General features: G+C 56.8%; 17 protein-coding genes and 2 pseudogenes. 9 read left to right on the top strand and 10 right to left on the bottom strand.

The genetic code is table 11. The features are described from left to right. The first annotated feature begins 19 nt into the window (after positions 1-19). Both EO133_RS20520 and EO133_RS20680 read left to right on the top strand, forming a co-directional pair. Positions 20-759 (top strand): annotated as a pseudogene (locus tag EO133_RS20520) (cation:proton antiporter domain-containing protein). Positions 760-791: 32 nt separating this feature from the next. Beyond that, entirely contained in the window at positions 792-1,628 is an 837-nt protein-coding gene (locus EO133_RS20680) for an NAD-binding protein (protein WP_206513486.1), read from the top strand. A gap of 185 nt (positions 1,629-1,813) precedes the next feature. Here EO133_RS20680 and EO133_RS08500 read toward each other — a convergent pair. The 8 genes and pseudogenes from EO133_RS08500 to phnD all read right to left on the bottom strand — a co-directional run. After that, positions 1,814-2,083: pseudogene (locus tag EO133_RS08500) on the bottom strand (integrase core domain-containing protein); the annotation flags it as partial. A gap of 335 nt (positions 2,084-2,418) precedes the next feature. After that, positions 2,419-3,417, bottom strand: coding sequence for an ABC transporter ATP-binding protein (locus EO133_RS08505; RefSeq protein ID WP_244640888.1), 999 nt, complete (start codon positions 3,415-3,417; stop codon positions 2,419-2,421). A 79-nt stretch (positions 3,418-3,496) separates the two neighbouring features. Beyond that, a complete protein-coding gene (locus EO133_RS08510; RefSeq protein WP_127072227.1) occupies positions 3,497-5,152 on the bottom strand; it encodes an ABC transporter permease in 1,656 nt (551 codons plus the stop codon). 36 nt (positions 5,153-5,188) lie between these two features. Continuing rightward, positions 5,189-6,181: an ABC transporter substrate-binding protein gene (locus tag EO133_RS08515; protein ID WP_127072228.1), complete on the bottom strand. Its 993-nt coding sequence runs from the start codon at positions 6,179-6,181 to the stop codon at positions 5,189-5,191. A 216-nt stretch (positions 6,182-6,397) separates the two neighbouring features. Continuing rightward, positions 6,398-7,549 carry an ABC transporter substrate-binding protein gene (locus tag EO133_RS08520; RefSeq protein WP_127072229.1) on the bottom strand — a complete coding sequence of 384 codons (1,152 nt, stop codon included), beginning with the start codon at positions 7,547-7,549 and terminating at the stop codon, positions 6,398-6,400. A 35-nt stretch (positions 7,550-7,584) separates the two neighbouring features. Further along, positions 7,585-8,697, bottom strand: a complete 1,113-nt coding sequence (locus EO133_RS08525) for an ABC transporter ATP-binding protein (RefSeq protein WP_127072230.1) — start codon at positions 8,695-8,697, stop codon at positions 7,585-7,587. Next, the gene (locus EO133_RS08530; RefSeq protein ID WP_127072264.1) at positions 8,697-10,502 is read right to left on the bottom strand and encodes an ABC transporter permease; all 1,806 of its coding nucleotides are present in this window, start codon (positions 10,500-10,502) and stop codon (positions 8,697-8,699) included. The genes EO133_RS08525 and EO133_RS08530 overlap by 1 nt, the downstream gene beginning before the upstream one ends. Positions 10,503-10,601: 99 nt before the next feature. Beyond that, a complete protein-coding gene (gene phnD / locus EO133_RS08535) occupies positions 10,602-11,564 on the bottom strand; it encodes a phosphate/phosphite/phosphonate ABC transporter substrate-binding protein (protein WP_127072231.1) in 963 nt (320 codons plus the stop codon). Positions 11,565-11,665: 101 nt separating this feature from the next. Between phnD and EO133_RS08540 the strand changes: the two genes are divergently transcribed. After that, positions 11,666-12,346: a response regulator transcription factor gene (locus tag EO133_RS08540; protein ID WP_127072232.1), complete on the top strand. Its 681-nt coding sequence runs from the start codon at positions 11,666-11,668 to the stop codon at positions 12,344-12,346. Further along, complete coding sequence (locus EO133_RS08545; protein ID WP_127072233.1) at positions 12,346-14,766, top strand: sensor histidine kinase N-terminal domain-containing protein; 2,421 nt, start codon at positions 12,346-12,348, stop codon at positions 14,764-14,766. Before EO133_RS08540 ends, EO133_RS08545 begins: the two co-directional genes overlap by 1 nt. Positions 14,767-15,389: 623 nt before the next feature. On the opposite strand, the gene EO133_RS08555 is transcribed toward EO133_RS08545, so the two are convergent. After that, a complete protein-coding gene (locus EO133_RS08555; RefSeq protein WP_127072234.1) occupies positions 15,390-16,430 on the bottom strand; it encodes a LacI family DNA-binding transcriptional regulator in 1,041 nt (346 codons plus the stop codon). Between the two features lie 206 nt (positions 16,431-16,636). Here EO133_RS08555 and EO133_RS08560 point away from each other — a divergent pair, with 206 nt between their 5' ends. The 5 genes from EO133_RS08560 to EO133_RS08580 all read left to right on the top strand — a co-directional run bounded on the left by EO133_RS08560 (position 16,637) and on the right by EO133_RS08580 (position 22,918). Continuing rightward, positions 16,637-17,623 carry a substrate-binding domain-containing protein gene (locus tag EO133_RS08560; RefSeq protein WP_127072235.1) on the top strand — a complete coding sequence of 329 codons (987 nt, stop codon included), beginning with the start codon at positions 16,637-16,639 and terminating at the stop codon, positions 17,621-17,623. 170 nt (positions 17,624-17,793) lie between these two features. After that, entirely contained in the window at positions 17,794-19,299 is a 1,506-nt protein-coding gene (locus EO133_RS08565; protein ID WP_127072236.1) for a sugar ABC transporter ATP-binding protein, read from the top strand. Next, complete coding sequence (locus EO133_RS08570) at positions 19,292-20,302, top strand: ABC transporter permease (RefSeq protein ID WP_244640889.1); 1,011 nt, start codon at positions 19,292-19,294, stop codon at positions 20,300-20,302. Before EO133_RS08565 ends, EO133_RS08570 begins: the two co-directional genes overlap by 8 nt. Before the next feature lie 17 nt (positions 20,303-20,319). Next, complete coding sequence (locus EO133_RS08575) at positions 20,320-21,279, top strand: ABC transporter permease (protein ID WP_127072266.1); 960 nt, start codon at positions 20,320-20,322, stop codon at positions 21,277-21,279. A gap of 31 nt (positions 21,280-21,310) precedes the next feature. After that, complete coding sequence (locus tag EO133_RS08580; RefSeq protein WP_127072237.1) at positions 21,311-22,918, top strand: FGGY-family carbohydrate kinase; 1,608 nt, start codon at positions 21,311-21,313, stop codon at positions 22,916-22,918. A gap of 343 nt (positions 22,919-23,261) precedes the next feature. On the opposite strand, the gene EO133_RS08585 is transcribed toward EO133_RS08580, so the two are convergent. Then, positions 23,262-23,537, bottom strand: coding sequence for a DUF1488 family protein (locus EO133_RS08585; protein WP_127072238.1), 276 nt, complete (start codon positions 23,535-23,537; stop codon positions 23,262-23,264). Between the last annotated feature and the right edge of the window lie 89 nt (positions 23,538-23,626).

The following is a 23,626-nucleotide window of genomic DNA, read 5'->3' on the forward strand; positions in this document are numbered from 1 at the left end:
AATCGCCCTACTCGTTCTGATGGCCTCGGCGCTTGGTTTGCTCGGGCTGGTCTTGCGGCAGCCCCTCGTCGTTGCTTTCATAGCAGTTGGCTTGGTTGCAGGCCCGGACCTGCTGGGACTGGTATCATCTACAGATTTCATAGAGACGCTCAGCCAGATTTCGATCGCTGTGCTGCTCTTTCTGGTCGGGCTGAAACTGGATCTGACCCTGATCCGAAGCTTAGGAAGGTTGCTGTTGCTACCGGTCTTGGACAGGTGACCTTCACCGCCCTCTTCGGCTTCTTGTTGTGCCTACTCCTTGGGATCGACTGGCTGACCAGCCTGTATGTCGCAATTGCGCTGACTTTTTCATCGACGATCATCATCGTGAAGCTCCTGTCGGACAAGCAGGAGATAAGTGCACTGCACGGTAAGATCGCGTTGGGGTTCCTGATCGTTCAGGATCTGTTTGTCGTGCTCGCGATGGTACTTCTATCTGCGGTCGGAGTCGGCACCGGTGATAATGGAGGGACCTTCCAAGATATTGCTCTGGTTGTGGGTGGCGGCATAGGTCTTCTTGCTGGGGTCATCGTGTTCGCACGCTATGTCGCAACGCCACTTCTCAATCTGATGTCCAGGTCGCCGGAGCTTCTTGTGATATTCGCCGTTGGCTGGGCCGCCGGCCTCGCGGCGGCAGCTGATGCGTTCGGATTAGGAAAGGAACTTGGCGGACTGCTTGCCGGCGTATCACTGGCATCCACCCAATACCGCGACGCATAAACTCGCGACTGTCGAGCCTACGCGATTTCCTTTTGCTGTTCTTTTTCATCCATCTTGGCGCGTCTCTGTCTCTCGGTAGCTTGGGCGACCAAATCCTGCCGGCCGTGGTCCTTTCGCTGTTCGTACTTATCGGCAATCCGCTGATCGTGCTCGCGATCATGGGCGCCTTGGGCTACCGCAAACGCACCGGCTTTCTTGCGGGATTAACTGTGGCGCAAATATCTGAGTTTTCTTTGATATTTATGGCGATGGGACTAGCGCTCGGCCACGTGACTGAAGACGCGTTAGGATTGGTGACACTGGTTGGCCTCGTGACCATTGCCGTGTCCGTTTACATGATCACGTGGTCACACAGGCTCTATCAGCTTTTTGAGCCTTATCTCGGAATCTTCGAACGCCGAACGCCTTATCGTGAGAATGACAACGAGACAGTATCTATGGCCAAGCACGACTTTGTCGTGTTCGGATTGGGCCGGTACGGGAGTCGTATTGGCATACGTCTCAAGGAGCTCGGTTTTCGACCGCTGGGGGTGGATTTCGATCCTGAGGCGGTCGCTGCGTGGCGTCGATTGGGCCTTGATGCTGAATACGGTGATGCGACCGATCCCGATTTCCTGGCTCATCTGAATCTCGAGCAAGTTCGCGCCGTTGTCAGCGCTGTGCCGCGCGAACGTGGCGCACTTACGGAGGCTGATCCCCAATTGGCCCTGCTGCACGGACTGACATCGTCCGGGTATCAAGGGAAGATTTTCCTTTCCGTACAGACGATGGCTGAGACCGAGGATCTAATCAACCGAGGCGCGAGCGTCATCCTGCACCCCTTTGATGACGCAGCCGATTATGCGGTCAAGCAACTGACGACCGCATAACTCTTTGCGTCGGCTACTCAAACGCGAGTATTGCGAGCTCACACTGCCGTCGATTTCGGGGCCGGGAGCGGACTGTCCGATTCTGGCCGTGGTGTCAGATAAGCCGACGTTCGGCATCCGACTGCATTTCGGTCGTTCACGGTTGTGTAATCTGCGGGTGCTTTCGGGACATCTCGTATGCGTGATTATAGCCTTTCGCGAAGCGCCTCGTAAGGCGTTTTTCCGTTGAACGCGCCATGCGGCCTTGCGAAGTTATAAAAGCGTTCCCATTCGGCCAGTTTCTCCTCCAGATCCACGCCGCCTTTGTAGCTGAGCAATTGGTAGAATTCCTGCTGATCAGATCGATGCGAGCGTTCGACCTTTCCGTTTGGCTGCGAGGTGCCGCGCCTGACATAGGCGTGTCGGAAGCCCTGGTCCTCGGCATGCCAGTGGAACTTGGCCCGGAACTCATGTCCATAGCACGTTGGGAAAAAGCTCTGCCGATAGGTTATGGCCACGCGCGTAGCCCTCCACATAGCGCAGCGGGTGGCCATAACCGGTCTCAGGTCTCAACAGTGGTTCTGCACAACCACACCGCTGAGGAGACCAGCTATGACCGCCACCCATTCTATTGCGCCGAGCGTCCTGGTCGGGATGCCTGGCAAAACGCGCCGCCTAAACTGAAACAGAAATCGAACCAGAGCCTCCATTACGAAACTGCCTCAGTATTCTGAAAAATTCTGACGACGGACACGAACCATCGATGATGGCATGGCGCTATGCCGACAGTTCCGTCAAAACATGAAGGACTTTAGACCGTGTCAGAAACGATATGGGCAGCGTTGGGAGCGAGATTTACCCCCATGGTTTCTCCGACCTGAAACAGGCCCTCTGCGCCGGGGTTGGCTTGATCAACGATCACTTCGCCGATGCCTTCAACGTCAACCAGATATTCGGCGGTCGCACCCAAGAACATCGCTCGCAGAATTCTCCCGCGCAAAGCCGCAACGTCGCGGGTGAGGTGCAACGCTTCGGGCCGGATCAGAACGGTGACCCTCTCTCCTCTAGCCGCATCGCCGGGATATGGATTATCGAGATGCGCCGCCCCGATTTGCAACTTGCCGCCGTCGCCGACTATGGCTGGCAGAAAATTGGACCTACCGACGAAATCAGCAACGAACCGCGAAGCTGGCCGGGCATAGACCTCGGACGGAGTACCGATCTGCTCGATAATTCCTCCATTCATGACCACGATGCGATCCGAGATGCTCATCGCTTCGATCTGATCGTGGGTAACGTATAGGCTGGTTATGCCGACACGCTGCTGAAGGTCCCGGATCTCCACGCGCATCTGGTCGCGCAGCTTGGCATCCAGGTTTGACAAAGGCTCGTCGAAAAGCAGTACCTGGGGTTCCATAACGATGGCACGCGCCAACGCCACGCGCTGCTGCTGCCCGCCCGAAAGCTGACTGGGTGCCCGGCGGGCCATTCCGGTCAACCCGGTCAACTCCAGAACACGTTCGATCCTCTGGTTGGTCTCTGACCGTGAGATGGATTTAAGCTGCAAGCCGAATCCCACATTGTCGAATACGTCGAGATGCGGAAAAATCGCATAGGACTGAAACACCATAGTGGCATCGCGGCCATTGGCCGGTACGTTATTCATAAGGCGGTCGCCAAAATAAATCTCGCCCGAACTCGGCTCCTCGAACCCTGCAATCATGCGCAGCAAGGTTGTCTTGCCGCACCCCGACGGTCCTAATAGCGTGACCAATTCGCCCGGCTCAACGAACAAGTTCACATCGCGCACGGCATGAACCTCTGATCCCTTCTGATCCGCGGCGGGGAATACCTTATTCAGGCCTTTTATCTTTACTGGCTGACTCATATCAGAAACGCACCATGGAGCTATGCCGGGTCATGCGCCCGACGAAAAGACCGATCAGCCCGATTGCAGCCAGAACGATCACAATGACGAGAATGGAATAGGCTGCGGCAACGCCCAGCCGGCCCGAGCCTACCTGGTTGAGAATCTGAACCGTCATCAGATTCCAGTTTGCAGACACCAGGAAGATCGCCGCGCTGATAGCCGTCATAGCCCGCACAAAGGCATAGACAAGGCCGGTGAAGAAGGCCGGGGCAATCAGTGGCAGCGTTACCTTACGGAAGGTCTGGAGTGTGCTGGCCCCCAGATTTTGCGCCGCCTCTTCAATCGACGGGTCGATCTGGCGCAGGATCGCGATACCCGACTGGATGCCGACGGGCACATAGCGGAACACAAAGGCCAGCACCAGAATGATGAGTGTGCCAGTAAGGATGATCGGCGGTCCATTGAAAGCCAGGATATAGCCAATGCCTACCACCGTTCCGGGGACCGCGTAGCTGAGGATGGAGCCGAACTCCATCGCACTCTTGCCTGGAAACTGCCGCCGCACAATCAAGAACGCGATGATCATGCCGAGAAGGCCGCTCACCGGTGTAGATATGATCGCGATGATCAGCGTATCCGTCACCGTTTTGAAGCCGACTTGGAACACATAAGCAAAATGGTCGAGCGTGAACGTGTAATTGAAGCCCCAGACCTGGGTGAGTGCGCCCACGACAATCACGCCGTAAAACAGCACCACGATCAGGCCAAACAGCACCACAAAGGAGTAGAGAAGCCATTTCATGGCAGGGCTGACGATCTTGGACGTCGAGGTGCTAGGTTTGCCCGTCACGGTAATGTACTGGCGTTTCGACAAATAATAGCGTTGGATTGCAAACGCGGTCAGTGACGGCAGCAGAAGGATCACCGCCAAAGTGGCGCCACGCGAAAGGTTGAACGACCCTGTAATCTCCAGATACGCTTGGGGTGCCAGCATGGGAAAGGCAGCGCCAGCCAGTACCAACGGGTTCCCGAAATCCGCCATCGATTCGATGAACACAATCAGGAATGCGCTGGCAACGCCCGGCAGAGACAGGGGAAATGTCACCTTCCAGAAGGTCTGCCAGCGTGACGCACCCATGTTAAGTGCCGCGTCCTCAAGCGTCGGACTAATCGATGCCAACACGCCACGCAGCGACAGGTAGGCGATTGGGGCGAAGGTAAACACCTGACTCCACACAACGCCGTGAAACCCATAGATGTTGAAATCCTGCAAGCCCAGCATCTGTCGCGTAATCAGCCCGTTAAAGCCGAACAGGAACAGGATGGACACCGCCGACACGAAGGGCGGCGAGATGATCGGCAAAATCGTCAGGTAATGCAGCGTACGCCGGAACGGTACATCGAGGCGTGTCAACACAAACGCCGCCACATAGCCAATTACGACTCCCAAAATGCCGACCACTGCACCCACGCTCAGACTGTTCCAAAGTGCAGTGCGGTACAGCCGTCGCTCCACCATCAGCCCATAATTGTCGAGCGTCCAGTCTCCGCGAACCTGAAAACTGGCCAAGAAAACCATAACCAGTGGATAGACCACGAAAAGGGCAATCGACACAAAAATGACGAAGACGAGGGCAAGCAGGATCGGGTCGCGCGCAAGGATGCGCAACGACATTCGGGAGTCGCTTTTCACCGTAACTGGCTCCTTAGCTTACTGGCCGAGAACTTCGTCTGCCCAGCGATCCACCAGACGCTCGCGATTGTCCGAGGCGTAGGCTGGATCATAGGAGACCAGGTTGATCTCATCGAGTGTCGGGATACCTTCCCCGGCGCTGACATCGGCCCGTATCGGCAGAAAGTAAGTCCGGTTTGCTGTCAATTGCGTCTGTCCTTCGACGGAAGTGATCCAATCGACCAAAGACTGCGCATCGTCCAGATTTGCCGCACCCTCGAGGATTGAGACCGCAGCCACTTCATACCCTACGCCTTCAGAAGGAAAGATGACTTCAACCGGAAAACCCTCATCGGCAAGTTTGAGGAAACCGGGGGAAAACTGCAGGGCTATCGGCGTTTCACCAACGCCAAGTGCGCCGCTGGGGGCCGTACCGCTTTGCGTATATGTCTGAATGTTGGGGTTGAGATCGCGCATATATTCATATGCCCGGTCCTCGCCCCACAACTCGGCCAGTGTCAGAATAACGGCATAGGCTGTGCCGGAGGATTGGGGAGAAGGCATCTGAATCAGCCCGGCATAGGCTGGATTAAGCAGGTCTTCCCAACTTGCAGGAATTGGAGCGCCACGCTCTTCCAGAATATCGGTTCTCGCTCCCAGTGCCAGCGGATTGGTGTAAATCGCATGCCAGTATCCGTCAGGATCGCGGAACATCTCATCGAGATCGTCTGCATTAGCCGAAACATAGGCTTGGGTCAGCCCGCGTTCCTGAGCGAGAATATGGTTCTCGCTGGGCGCGCCAAACCAGACATCGGCCTGAGGGCGAGCAGACTCCGCTTCGATACGCGAGAGGGCTGGGCCCGAAGACAGGAAAACCATCTGTACGTCGATGCCGGTTGCCTCGGTAAACGCGCCCAGAATGCGCGTGGCATTCTCTTCGTCCACACTTGTGTAAACTACAAGTGCATGGGCCGGACTGGCCATCATGGTGCCGGCCATAAGAGCCGCGATTATCGCAATGTTCTTTTTCATTTTTTCCTCCCAGGGAACATATATGTGGAACCGATAGTATCGTCTTGGTGGAAATGACCATCAGTCCAATTATGACGATACATAACCGACCTAAAACGTCAATCGGTTCGCCGAGCGCCGAACGGGCGCAGTTGCTGGTCGCCATCTGAGGCGAAACGAGCAATTTAAGCGAATGGCTCCAGAGGCAGCGATGCCCACTGGAGCCAGGTTGAGTATTTAACGCGAGTTGACGATCCAGAAGTCTTGCCAATCCTGCAAACGGGCAAAATCGCTGTCAGCGGTTGCTGCATCAGCCATATGCAGTTGATCGACCAGGTTGATTACCCCCGAGCGTTCCATCTCCGGCATGTTGGCATCCGCGTTGGTGGAAATCTTGCCATCCTGCAATTGGGGCAACATACCTTCTTCGGTCATCATGAAGCGCGCAAACAGCTTTGCGGCATTAGGGTGCTGCGTTCCAGCGGCAATGACGGCAACACGCGGTGCAAGTTGCCCCACGAACGGCTGCATTCCCTCGCACACCGCCATGTTGTACCCATCGCGCTCGGCATGACGGAAGATGGCCGTTGAAAGAAAGCCGATCCGTGAATCGTCTTCAGTCGAGGCGCCGACGATCGGGCCAACATCGGAATCCCCACGTGCGATGGTTGGGTTGTTGCCAGCAAAGCGCTTGACCCACTCGGCTGTGGCACTGGCTTCTTCGGTTTCGAGAGGCTCGCCGAAATACGCCTCATAGGCCTGTGCCATCTGTTCGTCGCTGTTGGTTTCCATCTGATTGAACCAGAATATGGTTTCGTTGCGCAATTGTGGGTCGGGGAAAGCAACCTTGCCCGCCCATTCCGGTTCAGTAAGCGCCCACATATTGTCAACGGGACAGCCGTCGGGATGCACGTCCGAATTGTAGGCCCAGAGCCAGGGGTTATGGCTGGTCAGAGCCGGACTCTGGTGCTCAGGTGCGATAACGTCGGCGAAATCGGGCGGGAACCAGCTCACGACGATCCCCTGCGGCAGCAGCGAGGAGGTGATCGAGGGCAGGTTGCTCATATTGAAGACATCGGTCTGGACATTATTGGCAGCTGCTTCGCGGACCAGGATCTGTTCCTGTTCCTGCGCGCTCATACGAACGCCAACAGCTTCAATGCCGTACTTTTCGGTGAAGGCTTCAGCCATGTTGACGATCTGGCCGGTTGCGTCGATCACCGTGATCGGACCTTCCTGTTGCGCCGCTTCAATCAGAGCGTCCAGCGAGTAGTCAGCGTCCGAAATCCCCAGATCCGCACCATCCTGGGCATGGGCGGCGGTTGTCGCCATTACGGCGGCGATAGTGAGAACGCTTGCCCCTTTCAGGGTATTAGTGAACTTGAACATTACTCCTCCAGAGTGTTGTCGTTGGAAAGGTGAAATCACGCCGAGTGCGTGAAATCGATCCGCTCATCCGCACTGTCGAACAGATGGATGTCTTCGGGCGCAAACCCGATGCGGACGGTGTCGCCGGGCGCAAGGCGCGGCGTGCTGCCGGTGATGGCAAACAGCTTGCTTCCATCTACCGAGAGTTCGATGATCCAGTTCCCGCCAGTAGGCAGAACGTCCACAACACTCGCGTTGCGGACCGGAAATCCGGATGTATTTTCTTGCGTGCGCAGGATGGCGACCGCCTCCGGCCGGATACCCACCGAGGCGACCGTATCAGGGGCTCCAATGGCGCCCAGATATTCCGCTATCCAGTCCTCAAGCGGCCCATCGCCAGCTTTGCCGTGCCCTGCTCCGACGATATTGATGGGCAGATTGCCTACAAATTCGGCGACAAACCGGTTTGCGGGGCGCTCATAGATGTCGTCGGGCGTACCCAATTGCTGGAGCTCGCCTTCACTCATCACCGCGATCTTGGAGGCAAGCGTCATGGCTTCCCATTGGTCGTGGGTGACGAAAACGATGGTTGCACCAACCTCTTTATGAATGCGCTTGAGTTCGGCACGCATTTCAAGGCGCAGCTTGGCATCAAGGTTCGAAAGCGGTTCATCGAGCAGGATAATGCCCGGATTGAGCGCCAGCATCCGTGCCAACGCCACCCGTTGCTGCTGTCCGCCGGAAAGTTGATTGGGATAACGATCCTTGTATCGCGCGATGCCCAGCGTCTCCATGACCCGTGCGACAGTCGCTTCGCGTTCGGCCCTGGCAACCTTGTGTAGGCGCAAACCGAATTCGATGTTTTGGGTTACGGTCATATGCGGCCAAAGAGCATAGCTTTGGAAGACCAGCCCCAAACCGCGTTTTTCCGCCGGAACATAGATGCCCTGATCCACCGACACGATGGGCTTGTCCCCGATCGAGATCGTTCCGCCGGTAGGATGCTCGAGCCCGGCGAGCATGCGCAGGGTCGTGGTCTTGCCACATCCGGAAGGGCCGAGCAGGCAAAGGAATTCACCATCGGCGATTTCAAGGCTCAACTGCTCGACGGCCTTTGGCATGTTGGCCGCATAGGATTTGGAAATATTCTGTAAGCTTATGCTGGACATCACTTGCCTCCCAGCCCGTCGGAAAGATTGCTTTTGGTGAGTTTCTGAACCCCGACCGTGCCGACGAACGCGATCACGCAGATCATCAGAACGACAGCGTTGGAGGCCTGGGTGTAGCCATAATCGACGAGGCGAATGGCATAGGTGGTCAAGAGATCAGTGCCAGGGACAGCCAGTACCACCACAAGGCTCAAACCCTTGATCCCGGAGATGAATGGCAGCAAGACCCCTGACACCAAGGCCCCCTTCTGGATAGGAATGACAATGGCGGTCAGGCGCTTGAGCCAGCCTGCGCCCACATTGCGTGCGGCATCTTCGGGATCCTTGCCCAACTGCATCATGGCCGAAATCCCGGCGCGCGACGCAAAGGGCATCTGGTCGGCAAGAATGGCGAGTACCAGAATGATCGATGTGCCATAGAGTGCCGGTAGCGGACCGCGCGGCACTGCGAACATCGAGAGATAGGCAGCAGCAAAAGCGATACCAGGTACCAGATAGGGCAAGAACGTGATCTGGCGCAGCGCAACCCCGACTATCCGGATGGGCGACCGCACAACCGCAATACCTACAAGCAGTCCCAGAAGGCCTGCGCCCAGAGCCGCCGACCCGACAATCCAGAGCGTATTGGTGGTTGCCCGCCAGAATTCAGGGGTTAGCAGGATGCCCTGGCGCAAGGCGGTCGTACCCAGCCCGGTCCCGATCCAGTAGTCGAGTGTAAAATTTTCGAGCGTGAAGACACCGGGCCGGTGCATCACTGTGGTCAGCACCAACGCCAACAGTGGAATAACAGCACTGACCAGGAAAACGACTAGAACCCACGCAGAAGCAATTGGCTTCCATTTGCCAAGTGGGGAAACCCTGTTCATCGACCCCTTCGAGCCGATGGTTTGAAAGCGTGTAGCCTGGCGCAGCAATCGCATGTCGATGACCACTGAGATCACCCCAAGCAGCACGATTGTGCCCGCGAGCACAGCCGACATGCCCGCCTGACTCGTAGAAATCGCCCGGAACAGGGAAGTGGCCAGAACATCATAGCCAACCGGCACTCCAAGGATGTAAGCCACCCCGAAATCGCCCAGGCATTTCGCAAAGATCAGCGTACAGGCCGATACCAGCGAGGGCAGCATCAAAGGCAAAATGATGCGACGCGCGATATGCAGGCGGCCTGCCCCCATGATCCGCGCCGAATCCTCAAGCTGGGAATCGAACTGACGCAAAGCGTTGCCAAAAAGCAGAATGACGAAAGGCGTGTAATGAAGTGCCAGGATCAAGGTTATCGGCAACTGTCCGTATGCCAGCCAATCTGGTGGTGCAAAGCCCAGCGATTCCATCCAGCTCGGCGTACCGCCGGTAGTCCGGTTGCGGAACAGCGTGCTCCATGCCAGTGCAAAGGTCCAACTCGGCAGCATGTAGGGCACAATCAGTGCAGTCGAGTACCAGCGTTTTCCAGGCAGGTCGGTGCGGCTTAACAGCCACCCCAGGGGTGCGCCGACCACCAGTGAGACCAGGATCGCTCCAAAGGCGATGGTGGCGGTGTTGACCAGCGGTTCCCAGAAAATGTCCTGAGCAATCGGGGAAAACAGCGCGCGTTCAAAGTAGTAAGTTGTGAAGCTGCCCTGTGCCTGGCCGGTCCGGGCCTGATCGGCGAAATGCACTTGGAACGCATCGCCCAACAGCAACAGGATCGGCGCAGCAATCAGATAGACGAAAACCACGAGCAATCCGAGCGCAAGCAATGCCGTAGGGTCGCTTGCATGCACCTTGATCCAGTAGCGCCATGATACCGGCCCTGCATTTTCGCGCATTTGGGACGCAGAAGTCCCCGATGGCGATCCATATCTGGAACCCATTTTTGCCTCTATTTGTCTTGAATGTCAGCGTTCGGTCCGGCCGGACCGGTTCAATCAGTCGATCATGGTTTCAGCACGGGACATAACCTCGCGAACCGTTGCCCACGCTTGCCTGTAGTCCAGAGGGACGAAATTGGTATCGCCATTGAACTCGGCCTTCAGACGGGACGGAAAGGTGAAATCGAAAAAGCACTGTTTGAGCGCCTCGCTCAGTGCGGGATCAAGGTCGTGCGCATGGACGAAAGACGATGTCGGGAAAAGCGCACTTTCATAAAGAACCCGCAGCCCTCCCTCAGCGATCAATCCGCGCTCGACCAGGCGCTCCAAAATATCGGAAGCCACCGCTGCCATATCGTAGTCTCCTGCGATCACACCCTGAAGCGAGCGGTCATGGCTTCCTGACATTATCGGAGTGTAATCGACATCGGGAACCAGACCCTCAGCAGGGAAAAGTGCCCGCGGCGCCAGATTGCCTGAGTTGGAAAGCGGAGAAGCATGAGCCACACGCCGGCCTTCAAGCTCGGCAAGAGTCTGGAAAGGTGAGTCCGCGCGCACAACTGCGACAAGACGATAGCCGCGCATTTCGTCACCAATTCCCTTGGCTGCGAAGGGTACCGCGCCGGCCGTGTTGACCGCCTCTACGGTTGAGCCAGTGGAAAACCCAGCAAAATGCAAGCGACCGGTACGCAAAGCATCGATCTGGACATCGATCGACTGCACTGGATAGTAGACAATCTGGCGCCCCAAACATTCCTCAAGGTGATTGGTGAAGGGCTTGAACAGCTCGGCGTAAACAGCGGGGTCCTCAATCGGAGCGTAGGCCCATACCAATGTCGGCGGGTTGCGCCATTGGGCCGGATCAAGGGGGAGATCGGCGACCAGATCGTTGTTGCGGTCGCAGTAAGGTGTAGCAAGATCGGCGCCACGGCGGCAGTCATGATTGTCCTGCCCTTGTGCAGCAGGAACAAGCCCAACGCCCACGACCAGTGATGCAATTATGCCGATGCGGCGCATCATTTCCTCCTCCCGGTGTCCCGAAAACTCTATGGTTGTCTTATGGGACGGCTCATGATTGTTAGTAGTGCTTTTTCACTGTCAGAGTCCTGTCATCCAGCCACATGCGCATTTTGCTTATCGAAGACTCTTTGGATATTGCCGACGCCATCGTCACCAAATTCGAGCGCGAGGGGCATGTCGTCCAGCTCGCGCAGGACGGCAATACAGGGGAGGACTTTGCAATCGGAGGTGGCTTCGATGTCATTATCCTTGATATCAACCTGCCAGGAAAGGACGGGTTCGCAATACTGGCTTCGATCCGGCAATTGAAACTAGCGACCCCCGTGCTTGTCATAACCGCACGTAATCAGGTGGCCGACAAGGTCAGCTTGCTCGATCTGGGCGCCGATGACTACATCGTCAAACCGTTCGATCTGAATGAACTTGCGGCGCGTACCCGCGCGCTGGCGCGCCGTGGTCTGGGCTTTTCACAACCCACCGTCGGAGTGGGCCAATTGCAGCTCGACATCAACACGAGATCTGCACTTCTGGCTGGCCGACCTCTCGATCTGGGACGGCGCGAATTTGAAATGCTCGAAGTGCTGGTCGGCAGTGCAGGACATGCGGTCAACAAGGAGCATATCATGCTCAAACTGTTCGGCCATGACGATACCGGTACGCTCAATGCAGTCGAGTTGCTAGTCTCTCGCCTGCGTAAAAAGCTTACCCAGTCGGATGTCGAAATTCTCACTCAGCGTGGTGTCGGTTACATCTTGCGCTGCCAGAATCAGGCATTGGAGTGATGCTCTCCAGATTTTCCATCGAAGGCGCTATTGTTACCAGTGCGGCCGCGCTGTTCACCTTGCTTGGTATATTTCTTTATTTCATCATCAACGGCAATGCCGTTCGCGCTGCTGACGAGGCTTTCGACAGAGTGCTGGGAGCTGCAGCCCTTTCGATTGCAGATACGGTGGCGTATGAAGGTAACTCGGTAACGGTAGATATTCCCTACTCTGCTTTCGCCATTCTTGGCACTTCCCGTCTCAATCGTGTCTTTTACCGGGTAGTTGCTCCCGATCGCAGCCACGTCACCGGATCGCCTGTGCTGGCGCTCGAGATGCCGCCGGCTACCGGCTCCGAATTGCGTTTTGCAGATGGCTACTTCCAGGATGAACCCATTCGTATAGCAGCCATAGGCCGCTATCGTTCCGACGCAGCCACAGGAGAAGCCGGGTGGATCGATGTTCTCGTGGCTGAAACCAGAGAGGCTCGCGATCAGCTCGCGGCGCAACTGGCAATGGAGGCTGCTATCCCTGCCGCTACTATCGCGATTCTCGCGTTTGTGCTGATTTGGATCGGTATACGCTTTGCATTTTCGCCCTTGCGGTCAGTCGAGCGTAGCCTGCGAGCGCGATCGCCGGCCGATCTAACGCCGATCGAGGGCCGTGTGCCCCGCGAAATTGACGCGTTTGTCGTGACTTTGAACGAGTTTATGGGACGATTGGGCTCAACCCTTGATGGTCTTCACCGTGTCACCTCGGACGCGGCTCATCAATTGCGCACGCCTTTAACTGCCATTCGCGCGCAATCGGAAATCGCTTTGGAAGATACCGATCCCAAGGAAACCCGCCGCCGTCTGTTGCGTATCAATGCCAACGCCGTCAATGCGAGCCGTCTGGCCAATCGCTGGCTGACCGATGCGACTCTTCTGCATAAGCTCAAGACCCGCCGAACTGAGGCGGTCGAACTGGGGGAGCAAATTCGCGAAGCTCTTACCCAGATTCGAGCCGAGGGCATTTACGCAAAACTGCTGGAGCGGCTTGATCTGCAAATACCGGAAACTTCGGTAATGGTGAGCGCCGACCAGGTCTCGATCCGGGAGATGTTGCGCAATCTTATCGAGAACGCATTTGTTCATGGCGCGGGTCCAATGGCGGTTAAGCTCAGTCACGATGAGCATGTGGCGCGGGTAGAGGTGAGCGACTTCGGACCGGGCATCTCTCCGCTGCGTCACGAGGCGGTGTTCGAGCGGTTTGTGCGCGACACCGACAAGGTGCCCGGAACAGGCTTGGGCTTGGCTATCGCTCGTGACGTTGCCGAAGCCAATGGTGGTTCGATTGTGCTTGCGGACAATGGCGGTACCGGGCTGGTCGTAACCGTCACCCTGCCCTTGCGAACGGCCCTCCAGCTAGCGCCCCGCCGGCGAAGCGCATCGGGTGGACAGAAGCGTAGCTCCAGGCATTTGCTCTCCGGCCTCATTGCCCTTGCAATGGTACTGAGCATTGCGCCTTACCCGGAAGCCAAAGCGCAGATGCCCCGAGACCCCATCGTTATCGCCAGTACAGTATCCGCCGAGCGTTTCGCCCCAATTGTCGAACAGCTCGAAATTCTTTTGCCAGGGATAGAGATTGCCTACCAGCCGGCGCGCAGTCCCGAGATCGCGGCACGCGTTCGCGCGCGTACAGGCGAAGAGCCCGATATTGTTATTCTGCCCTCTCCCGACATGGCTGTCTCCCTGACCAACGAGGGGCTTGCGGCTCCGCTCAACCTTCCCGGAATAGCTGCGGACCGTCACTGGCGCCAAGAACTCTATATCCTCGCACATGACCCTGCCATCATCGCCTTCAACAAACAGGCACCGTACGCCACGATCCCCCAAACCCGGCTAGAGTTGGCACAGTTGCTGGAACAATCGCCCCCGCCGCTATTCCAACGCATCGGCATCGTCAATGTCGGAATTGATAGCGTTTCCTATACCCTTGCCTATCAGGACTCGTTGCGATCTCCCCTCTATTGGAGGCTGGCACGGGCCTTTGGGGCCGCGCAGGCGCGCATCTACGACACAAGTGACGACCTTATTGCTGCGATCGAAGCAGGACGGATCGATATCGCTTATAATGTGCCGTATTCGGTGATCACCTCGAATCCAAACTTATCGTCGGTCGGCTATCTTCATCCTCAAGATTATGCAATCGCCGTTCCCTGGGTGGCGTTTGCCCCCAAATCCAAGTTCCATCCTCAGAGTCGCGACCTGATCGCAGCGTTACTTGGTGCCCAAATGCAACCCGCTATCGCCCAGGCGATTGGCGGGATTGCCATGGGCCCGGGCCAACCGGCAAACATACAGAGCCCGGACCTTGGGCCCGAACTTCTCGTATTCTCGGACACGATAAAGCGTGGAACTTTTCTCGATACCTGGTTTCATCTCGTTACCAGTCCGTAAGAGCTCATCGCTGAATGACCATGGAACACATAGGCCGTAGTGGACCTTCAGCGCTGATCCAGCGTCTTGGCCAAACAGCGACAGTGCGCCTTAAAATGCAGGCTTAAGGTTCCGTGCGGCAAGCATCCTTACGTCATCAAAACTCGAGAGAACAATCCAAGCCCGTAGCGTATTTCCAGTAGGTGTGGGGATCTCGGTAGCGATCCTTCGCTACAAATTTTTATTATATTTGATCCGGCTAAAGCACGTCAGATTTTGATTGAAGCATACCCTGCGTTTTTGAAGTAGTTGCGGCATTCGTCGGGTTTGATTGTTGTGACGAGGTTTCCAACGCGCCGCCATGTGTCTTCGAGTGTTCGTTCTTGTGCCATTCGCATCCAACGCTTGATCTTGGCGAACACCTTACGAGGCGCTTTAGGAGAAACTATAATCGCTCACAAAGATGTCCCCAAAAGTAACCACAGCTTACACGCTTCACCCTTCAATGCTTCCAAGGCGACCTTCGCTTTGAACGCTGGCGAATGCTGCTTGCGTTTCGACATCTCTGATCTCCATCGTCAAAGACCAGCAGACAACAATTTGTAGCTTACGTCAGCGTCCCATTTTCGCGGAGTAGCCCAAATTTACGCGTCGCGCCGGTCGTAGCCACCGAGATCGGTAACAAGCTGGGGCTGAACCAGAATTGGTTCCCGGGCGCTGAAATCGCCCGCATCGATCAGGGAGAATGCTCCCGTGACGAGCTTTTCAACGTCCTGTCGCACCATGATGAGGGGGAAGTCAACAAGTGTCGCAAAAGGGTCCCAGTCATAACAGCCAACAACCAGAGTGTGCAGTTCATTACGCGGAAGCGTGCGAAAAAACCGGATCACACCTTCGAATGCAATGGTAGAGTTTATGAACAGGCCAGAAGGCAGCTTTCCGTGAGTTTCGTAGAGTTTGCGAATTGTGGCCTCGGCGAGTTCAGGAGCATAGCCTCTAGCTTCGATTTGTTCAGGATAAAGCGGCATTCCCCGGTCGCGTGCGGCATCGGAAAACCCCTCGATGCGCCGCGCTGTGGCGTGATCCTGAGCGCGCCCACCGAGAAAAGGCACCCAGGGGGCCTTCTCACCAGTTTCTGCGAAGATCCGGTCATAAACCGCGTTAGCCAGATCATAGGCACCCTGATAGTTGTCGCTGATGATGGAGGGCGCGGTGCGGCCGGGAAGGTCGAGATTGACGTGGCGCACGCCAGCCGCATCGCAGACACTTCCGATGCCGTCCGGATCGGTAGCACCGGTGACCAGAAGGTACTCAATCCTGTAGCTCATCAATGTCCGTGCGGTTGAGATCTCCATTTCTGGGTCGCGCAAGGTGCTGACCACGATGGGCCAGAAATCCCTGGCCCGGGCCTCGCGCTCGAAAACCTGTGAGATGGAGCTGAAAAACCTGTTGTCGTGCAGGGGGATAATCATCCCGATCAGGCCGGAACGATGTTTACGCAATCCACGCGCCTGCATGTTATGGAGATAACCCGCTTCCTCGGCGATTTTCTGTATGGCTTCGGCCGAAGCCTTGCTGATCCGGCGCTTTTTCCAAGTACCGTTGAGTACCGCACTGACTGTCGAGGCTGAAGTACCCGCCAGGCTGGCGAGATCATAAATCGTCAGTTTTCTTGAGCTTGGCATATTTTGAGGTTCCCCGACAGCGGATCCGTTGGCATCTGCCGTTGCCCAATGATGGCTTGTGTCTTGACAAAAGGCAAACCTTCGGTCATCTAAATAGCGTTAGCACAATCGATTGCGCAAAACTTGCGCACAATCGATTGCATCAATGGCGACCCCAAAAGCGTATCTAGCGCCGGGAAGCCAGCCCAACTGCGGAGGAGACACATATGAGCAGATTCTCAAAAATGGCGGCATCACTGTTGGCCGCGACTTCGGCGCTCGCGGCACCTGCCCTGGCACAGGACGAATTGACCATTGGTGTTGTGGTCAAAATCGGCGGCATTCCCTGGTTCAACGCAATGGAACAGGGGATCGTCAGCCGAGCAGACGAACTCGGCGTCAACGCATTCATGGTTGGGCCTACCAGCGACGACCCCGCACTTCAGGTGCGCGCGGTGGAAGATCTGATTGCCCGCAATGTCGACGTCATCGGAATTGTACCGAATGATGCCTGGGTGCTGGAACCCGTTCTCGAACGCGCCCGGGAAGCCGGAATCGTGGTGATCTCCCACGAGGCTGACAATTTGGTCAATCGCGACGTCAATTTCGAACTGGTGTCGTCGACTGATCTAGGTAATGCTCACGCCAATCTGTTTGCTGAGGCAACGGGGTGTGAAGGGTCTTACGCTGTGTTTGTAGGTGGGTTGACCGTCCCGGCCCACAACGCCTGGGCCGATGCCGCGGTAGATCACCTGCGGGAATTGTGCCCCAATATGCGTCAGGCTGCCGACCGTTTTGGCGTAGCGGAATCCGTCGATGATTCGCGCAACACAACACTTGACCTGCTTCGGGCCCATGACGACCTTGCTGGTATCATTGCCTTTGGCAGTCAGGGGCCGATCGGAGCCGCACGGGCTGTCGAGGAGCGTGGCGTAGCAGGCGAAGTTGCTGTTGTCGGATTGTTTTCAGCTGGGCAGGGGCAAGCGCTGGTGCATCGCGGTTCGATCACCGGGGGCTACGTTTGGAGCCCGATCGAGGCAGGAGAGGCCTTTGTCACGCTCGGAGCGATGCTGGCCAATGGAGAAAGCCTTACCGATGGGGCTGAGATCGACGGCCTGGGGACAGTGTCGTACAATGACGGACTGCTCTTTGCAAACATGCCGCTCGAACTGAGCGTCGACACTGTGGACGGTCTGGCCGAACTCGGCCTCTGACGTTTTGCCAATGCTCACAGGCGGTCCTCCCGCCTGCGAGCTCCATACCGCATGGACGATGCATCGATTCCGCCGTTCAGTCTTGCTGCATTGTCAGTGCTACGGCAGGTTTTCCGGTATCGAACTGCCTTTGGCATTCGTCATTTCCGGCCTTCATTCAGGTATTCCAGATGTTAGACCAAACTCAGTCCGATTATGCCCTGCGTGTGAAGGGTGCGACCAAGCGTTTCGGTAATCAACTTGCACTTGATGACGTGGATTTCGAACTGCGCTCTGGCGAGGTGCATTGCCTTGCGGGTGAGAACGGGTCCGGTAAAAGTACGCTGATCAAACTGATTAGCGGCGCCTATTCCGCCGATCCGGGCACACGGTTCGACTTCGGAGATGGCAAGGGGCGTGACAGGATGACGCCAACCGAGGCGCGCGAACTTGGCGTGCATGTCATCTGGCAGGACCTCTCACTGTTTCCCGACCTGACAGTCGCCGAAAATATCTGCTTTGAACATTTCGTTGCCGACGCGCTCAAACGTTACGACCGCGGCGCAAGTCGGGCGCTGGCCCGCACCGCGCTCGACCGGCTGGGCGTTCCGCTTGATGTCGATACCCATGTGCGGGACCTCAGCATTGCACAGCGTCAGATCGTCGCCATTTGCAGGGTGCTTACGGGGAACCCACGCATCGTCTTCATGGACGAACCGACGGCATCGCTGACGCAGGCGGAAACCGACGGATTGCTAGTCATAGTGCGCAAGATGTCGGCGCAGGGCATCTCGGTGGTTTTTGTCAGCCACCGCCTTGCAGAGGTTCTGGATATCTCTGAGCGGGTCACAGTCCTAAAGGATGGCGCTCTGGTCGGTTGCTTTCCGACAGAAGGCATGACCCAAGGCGAGTTGACTCGCTTAATGACAGGTCGGCTTCTGGAAACCAGAGTGCAGGACAAGTCGCCGCAGGGTGACGTAGTATTGCGCACGCAGGGCTTGTCCCGCGCCGGCGAATTTGAGGATGTTTCCATCACAATCCGCAAGGGAGAAGTTCTAGGGTTGATCGGCCTGTTGGGCGCAGGTCGCACCGAACTGGCCCAAACTCTATTCGGGCTGTCCCGGCCAGACGCTGGGCGCATCGAGATCGGCGGCGAATCCCAGCATTTCCGATCCAACCGTGACGCCATACGCAAAGGCATCGCCTATGTTTCGGAAGACAGACTCAATCTTGGACTGATTCAGGCCCAGTCGATTACCGACAACACGGCCATGACCGTACTCAAATCGCTCTTGCGGTTCGGTTTTTTGCTCACCGAAAAGGCCAAACGCCGCCTGACGCAGGACTGGATCGATCGGCTTAGGACAAAAGCGGCCGATATCGACTTACCGGTATCGGCGCTGTCAGGTGGCAACCAGCAGCGGGTCGTTCTTGCCAAATGGCTCGCGACCAGCCCGGACCTGCTGATACTCGATGCGCCCACTGTGGGCGTGGATGTTGGTGCGCGTGCCGGAATATTCGAGATCATCCATGAACTTGCGGCATCGGGCATGGCCATTTTGCTGATTTCCGACGAGGCCAGCGAGGTCCTTTACAATGCACATCGCATTGCCCTGATGAAATCGGGTTCAATCACAGACTATTTCGACCCTGCTGCGATAACCGAAAAGGAACTGGAGGCAATTGTAAATGCGTAGGTTCCTGTTCACCGCCCTTCAGCCAATGGAATCCAAGATCGCGCTCCTGCTCGTGGCGATCATGATCGGATTGTCAGTTGCAACCGACACGTTCCTGACCATGCAGAATCTTTTTGATCTGATCAACAACAACTCAGTCAACCTGATCTTTGCACTCGGACTTCTCGTCGTCCTGGTCTTTGGCGGGATCGACATATCGTTCGCTGTCGCTGCCTCGGTAGTGCAATATGTTGTAGTTCTGTTGCTCATGCAGTTCGGAGGTGGCAACTGGATATCCGGCCTTGTGCTCAGTATCGGTGTCGGCGCCGCCCTCGGCGGGATAAACGCCTTCTTCATCCATCGTTTCCGCATCATTTCCATCATCATTACAATAGCGACCTTCAATATCTTTTTTGGCCTGCTGATGTATTTCTCCGCGGGCCGGTCGATCTACATGCTTCCCGAGTGGCTGTCGGCGAGAATTATCTTGCTCAGGTTCGATACCGCACAAGGCTTTGCGACACTTTACCTGCCTGCGCTTGTTATGGCGCTGGTGGCGTTGGCCACCTGGCTCCTGTTGCATGGTAGCGGACTTGGTCGCCAGATCGTCGGCTATGGTAGCAATCCCGAAGCAGCGCGGCGTTCGGGTGTAAATGTCGGCTTACTGCATTTTCTGGTCTATGGCTGGCTGGGTGCCTGCGCCGGAATAGCAGGTCTGATGCAAGTCAATATCGTGCAGGAAGTCGTGCCCAATGCGCTTTATGGGCGCGAACTCGACGTGCTCGCTGCGGTTGTGCTGGGAGGAGCGATGCTTGGCGGAGGTCGGGGAAGTGTGCTCGGCGCCGTGCTTGGCGTCATACTGCTTGCCGTGGTCCAGAATGGCCTCAACCTGCTCGGTGTCAGCCCCTATGCCTACAAGGCCATCGTCGGAATGATCATTCTGGCGGCTATCTCCACAACCAACCTGTTTTCGGCGCGCGAGGTCAGACGCGCAGGTGCCAGCCCGCGAGGAGCAGCTTCATGACAACACCAGACATTGCCATGAAAAAGTCACGGGTTCCCGCTGATCTGATCGAGATAGGTGCCATGTTTGGCCTGCTCGTCGCCACGGTATCCTTCTTCACGGTGATGGCGCCGGGTTTCTTTTCGCCAGGCATTTTCACCTCTATGGCATATCAACTTCCTGAACTTGGTATCCTGACCCTGGCCATGCTCCTCCCTATACTCTCAGGCGGCCTCAATCTTGCTGTCACCTTTACGGCCAATGTCGCCGGACTGGTCGCAGCATGGATTTTGGTGCAGGTCACCGGCGATGCGAGCGCGGGCATTATTATTGTCGCAATCCTGGCAGCTCTAGCAACCGGCGCTCTGATCGGCGCCGCCATCGGTGCCCTGGTTGCCTATACCGGCGCGCATCCGATTCTTGTTTCGCTTGGCTTCATGATCCTTTTGCGTGGAGCCGGTGAATGGTTTACCCGGGGGGGCGATATATCGGGCATGCCCGAATTCTTTCGCTTCGTCGGTCATGGAACGCTGTTATATGTCCCGGTTCCCTTGATCATTTTTATTGCTGCTGTGGCGCTGTGGGTACTGGTCCTGCACTATACGCGTCTGGGCTTTTCCATCTACATGATCGGCTCGAATGCCAAAGCTGCACTCTACAGTGGCATAGATGTGGCGAGGGTTCAGATCACACTTTATGCGCTATCAGGGCTGATGAGCGCCGTCGCCGGAATTGTCATGCTTTCGCGGTTCAACAGCGTTCGCATCGGGCATGGGGAATCCTATCTGCTCATCATGATCCTTGCGTGCTTTCTGGCCGGCGCCAACCCGTTCGGCGGATTTGGCAGGGTGCTACCGGTGGCGCTGGGCCTTGTAAGCCTCCAGGTCATATCCTCCGGTCTCAACCTGATGGGAGTCAGCCAGCATTTTGCGACCGCCACCTGGGGTATTTTCCTGATCCTTGTAATGGTGATCCGTGCGCCCTTCCAGCAGCGATAGATTTCGACTTTGAACCCGAGGGCCAGTTTAAATGATACATGAACCCCAGAGATATGTGGTCGCTGTCGATGTCGGCACGGGAAGCGCGCGAGCCGGCGTGTTCTCCGGAAACGGCCAGATTCACGCGCATGCCAGTCACGCCATTGCACTCGAGCGGCGCGGGGATCATATCGAACAGGATTCCGAAGACATCTGGTCGGCAGTCTGCCATGCGGTGCGCGAGGCTGTCTCTGCATCCGGCGTGGCATCCGAAACCATTGAGGCCATCGCATTCGACGCCACATGCTCGCTTGTGTTGCGCGACAAGGCGGACAAGCCGCTGACGCTGTCGGAGAAGGGAAACTGGGACATTATCGTCTGGATGGACCAGCGCGCCACCAAGGAAGCGGAGGACTGCAACAAGACGGGGTCACAAGTTCTCGACTATGTGGGCGGAGCGATTTCTCCGCAAATGGAAATCCCCAAGCTCACATGGCTCAAGCGCCATCGACCGGACCTTTGGGCAAGGCTCGGAGCCGCCTATGACCTTGCCGACTTCCTGTCTTGGCGGGCGAGCGGATCCAATGCACGGTCAGTCTGTACACTAACCTGTAAATGGACTTACCTCTCCCATAGCGAACGGCCCTGGGACGAAGCGTTTTTCAAGGCAATCGACATGGCGGATCTCCGTTCAAGGACCAGTCTGCCCGACCGCGCCACTCCCGTTGGCAAGCGGGTCGGAACGCTGACACCGAATGCGGCCCGGGAGTTGGGTCTGAGCGAGAAATGCGTGGTGGCAGCCGGACTTATCGATGCTCATGCAGGCGCACTGGGCACCCTTGCCAGAGAACTGGAGGGTGAAACTTCCAGCCGGATGGCCTTGATTGCTGGCACCTCCAACTGTCACATGGTGCTTTCGCGCAATCCAAGGACGGTGCCTGGCGTCTGGGGGCCGTACAAGGGGGTTATCGGAGGTGCTTGGTGGTTGCACGAAGGCGGACAGACCGCAACCGGAGCCTTGCTCGACTTTATCGTCCAGACCAATGCGCAAGCCGCGCAACTCAAGGCGCCGCATGACGAAATAGGCACGGAGATCGTCAGGCGCATCAGTGCTGGGGACGCCCTGGACGATCGCATGCATGTCATCCCGGATTTTCTTGGCAACCGCTCGCCTTACGCCGATCCCGATGCAACAGGGGCAATGCTCGGCTTGCGGATCGAGGATCCGGTCGATCACATGGTTAAGCTCTATTGGGCCAGCGCCGTTTCGATTGCCTATGGCACACGCCAGATTATCGATAGGCTCAACACGCATGGCTACGCCATCGACACGATAGCCCTTTCCGGCGGTCATGCGGCCAGCGAACTTTTGCGGCACCTTTATGCCGATGTCACTGGCTGTAAACTCGTGCTGGCCGAAGCGCCCGAGCCGGTCCTGCTCGGAACCGCGATGACGGCTGCTGTCGCGGGCGATCTTTTTCCAACCCTGGAGGCGGCAGCCAGCGGCATGGCGCAATCAGAACGAACCTTGTCTGCCGACCCCCGACAACATGCCCTTCATAACAAGCGGTACGGCACATTCGAGAACTGGTACCGACCCGCTACACCCGCGATTGATGGAAGGACGGCTGTAGCTACGGTGCCAGTCGGCACCATTTAAGCGTGGATAGCTAATCCGCCAGACGTCGAGAAAACAGTCTGAGCCTGTATCGGATTTCCGGTAGGTGTAGGGATCGACGGTAGCGGTCCTCCGCTACCAAATCGTACGCTGTGGCGCGATAAGGCACTGAAATATGACGACTTCTACGATATCCCGCGATCATGTCGCGCTCTGTGGTAGCGGTTCGTCGGGACCATGGTTTGCGGTCGTAACTGGCGAGCGGGCCACAATGCACGTCCAAATTGGGAGCCAAAGGTTTACGATTAGCCCCAGTCAGCGGACGCTCCGGCCCGTGGCATAGAATATCGTGCAATCAAAAAGTTACAATCGCGGCCGCAGTCTGTCAGCGAAAGTCTGCTGCGGTCAAAGTGTAATAGGTGCGGCGGGAATTGGCGTGAGCTTCGCGCGCAACTTCGAGAATTGAAGCACGCATCGCGTCGAATGCGGCAAGCCAACGGGATTCAGGTGTTGTAGGGGTGTGCGGCACGGCTCCAAGACTGGCCAACGCATCGACCTCGACGAAGAACTGTATCTCAAACACGCCGTCATAGCCGGTAAAGCCGACTGCATTGCGCGCCTCCTGGAAAGCGCGGCTCGGGTTTGAAAATGTCAGTGGCATGGTGTGCCCCCCAGCACGTCAGACCATGCCGAGGACGTTTCGGCTTCTGGTGCGGGAGACAAATGCGCACCATCATGAATGCCGAGCGC

Source organism: Pelagibacterium lentulum (genome assembly GCF_003992625.1).
In the GTDB taxonomy this organism is placed as follows: domain Bacteria; phylum Pseudomonadota; class Alphaproteobacteria; order Rhizobiales; family Devosiaceae; genus Pelagibacterium; species Pelagibacterium lentulum.

Bases quoted from the DNA above. Each gene is read 5' to 3' on its own strand.
- EO133_RS08510 (WP_127072227.1), bottom strand. From the start codon at position 5,152: ATGTCGTTGCGCATCCTTGCGCGCGACCCGATCCTGCTTGCCCTCGTC.
- EO133_RS08515 (WP_127072228.1), bottom strand. From the start codon at position 6,181: ATGAAAAAGAACATTGCGATAATCGCGGCTCTTATGGCCGGCACCATG.
- EO133_RS08520 (WP_127072229.1), bottom strand. From the start codon at position 7,549: ATGTTCAAGTTCACTAATACCCTGAAAGGGGCAAGCGTTCTCACTATC.
- EO133_RS08525 (WP_127072230.1), bottom strand. From the start codon at position 8,697: ATGTCCAGCATAAGCTTACAGAATATTTCCAAATCCTATGCGGCCAAC.
- EO133_RS08530 (WP_127072264.1), bottom strand. From the start codon at position 10,502: ATGCGCGAAAATGCAGGGCCGGTATCATGGCGCTACTGGATCAAGGTG.
- phnD (WP_127072231.1), bottom strand. From the start codon at position 11,564: ATGATGCGCCGCATCGGCATAATTGCATCACTGGTCGTGGGCGTTGGG.
- EO133_RS08540 (WP_127072232.1), top strand. From the start codon at position 11,666: ATGCGCATTTTGCTTATCGAAGACTCTTTGGATATTGCCGACGCCATC.
- EO133_RS08545 (WP_127072233.1), top strand. From the start codon at position 12,346: ATGCTCTCCAGATTTTCCATCGAAGGCGCTATTGTTACCAGTGCGGCC.
- EO133_RS08555 (WP_127072234.1), bottom strand. From the start codon at position 16,430: ATGCCAAGCTCAAGAAAACTGACGATTTATGATCTCGCCAGCCTGGCG.
- EO133_RS08560 (WP_127072235.1), top strand. From the start codon at position 16,637: ATGAGCAGATTCTCAAAAATGGCGGCATCACTGTTGGCCGCGACTTCG.
- EO133_RS08565 (WP_127072236.1), top strand. From the start codon at position 17,794: ATGTTAGACCAAACTCAGTCCGATTATGCCCTGCGTGTGAAGGGTGCG.
- EO133_RS08570 (WP_244640889.1), top strand. From the start codon at position 19,292: ATGCGTAGGTTCCTGTTCACCGCCCTTCAGCCAATGGAATCCAAGATC.
- EO133_RS08575 (WP_127072266.1), top strand. From the start codon at position 20,320: ATGAAAAAGTCACGGGTTCCCGCTGATCTGATCGAGATAGGTGCCATG.
- EO133_RS08580 (WP_127072237.1), top strand. From the start codon at position 21,311: ATGATACATGAACCCCAGAGATATGTGGTCGCTGTCGATGTCGGCACG.
- EO133_RS08585 (WP_127072238.1), bottom strand. From the start codon at position 23,537: ATGCCACTGACATTTTCAAACCCGAGCCGCGCTTTCCAGGAGGCGCGC.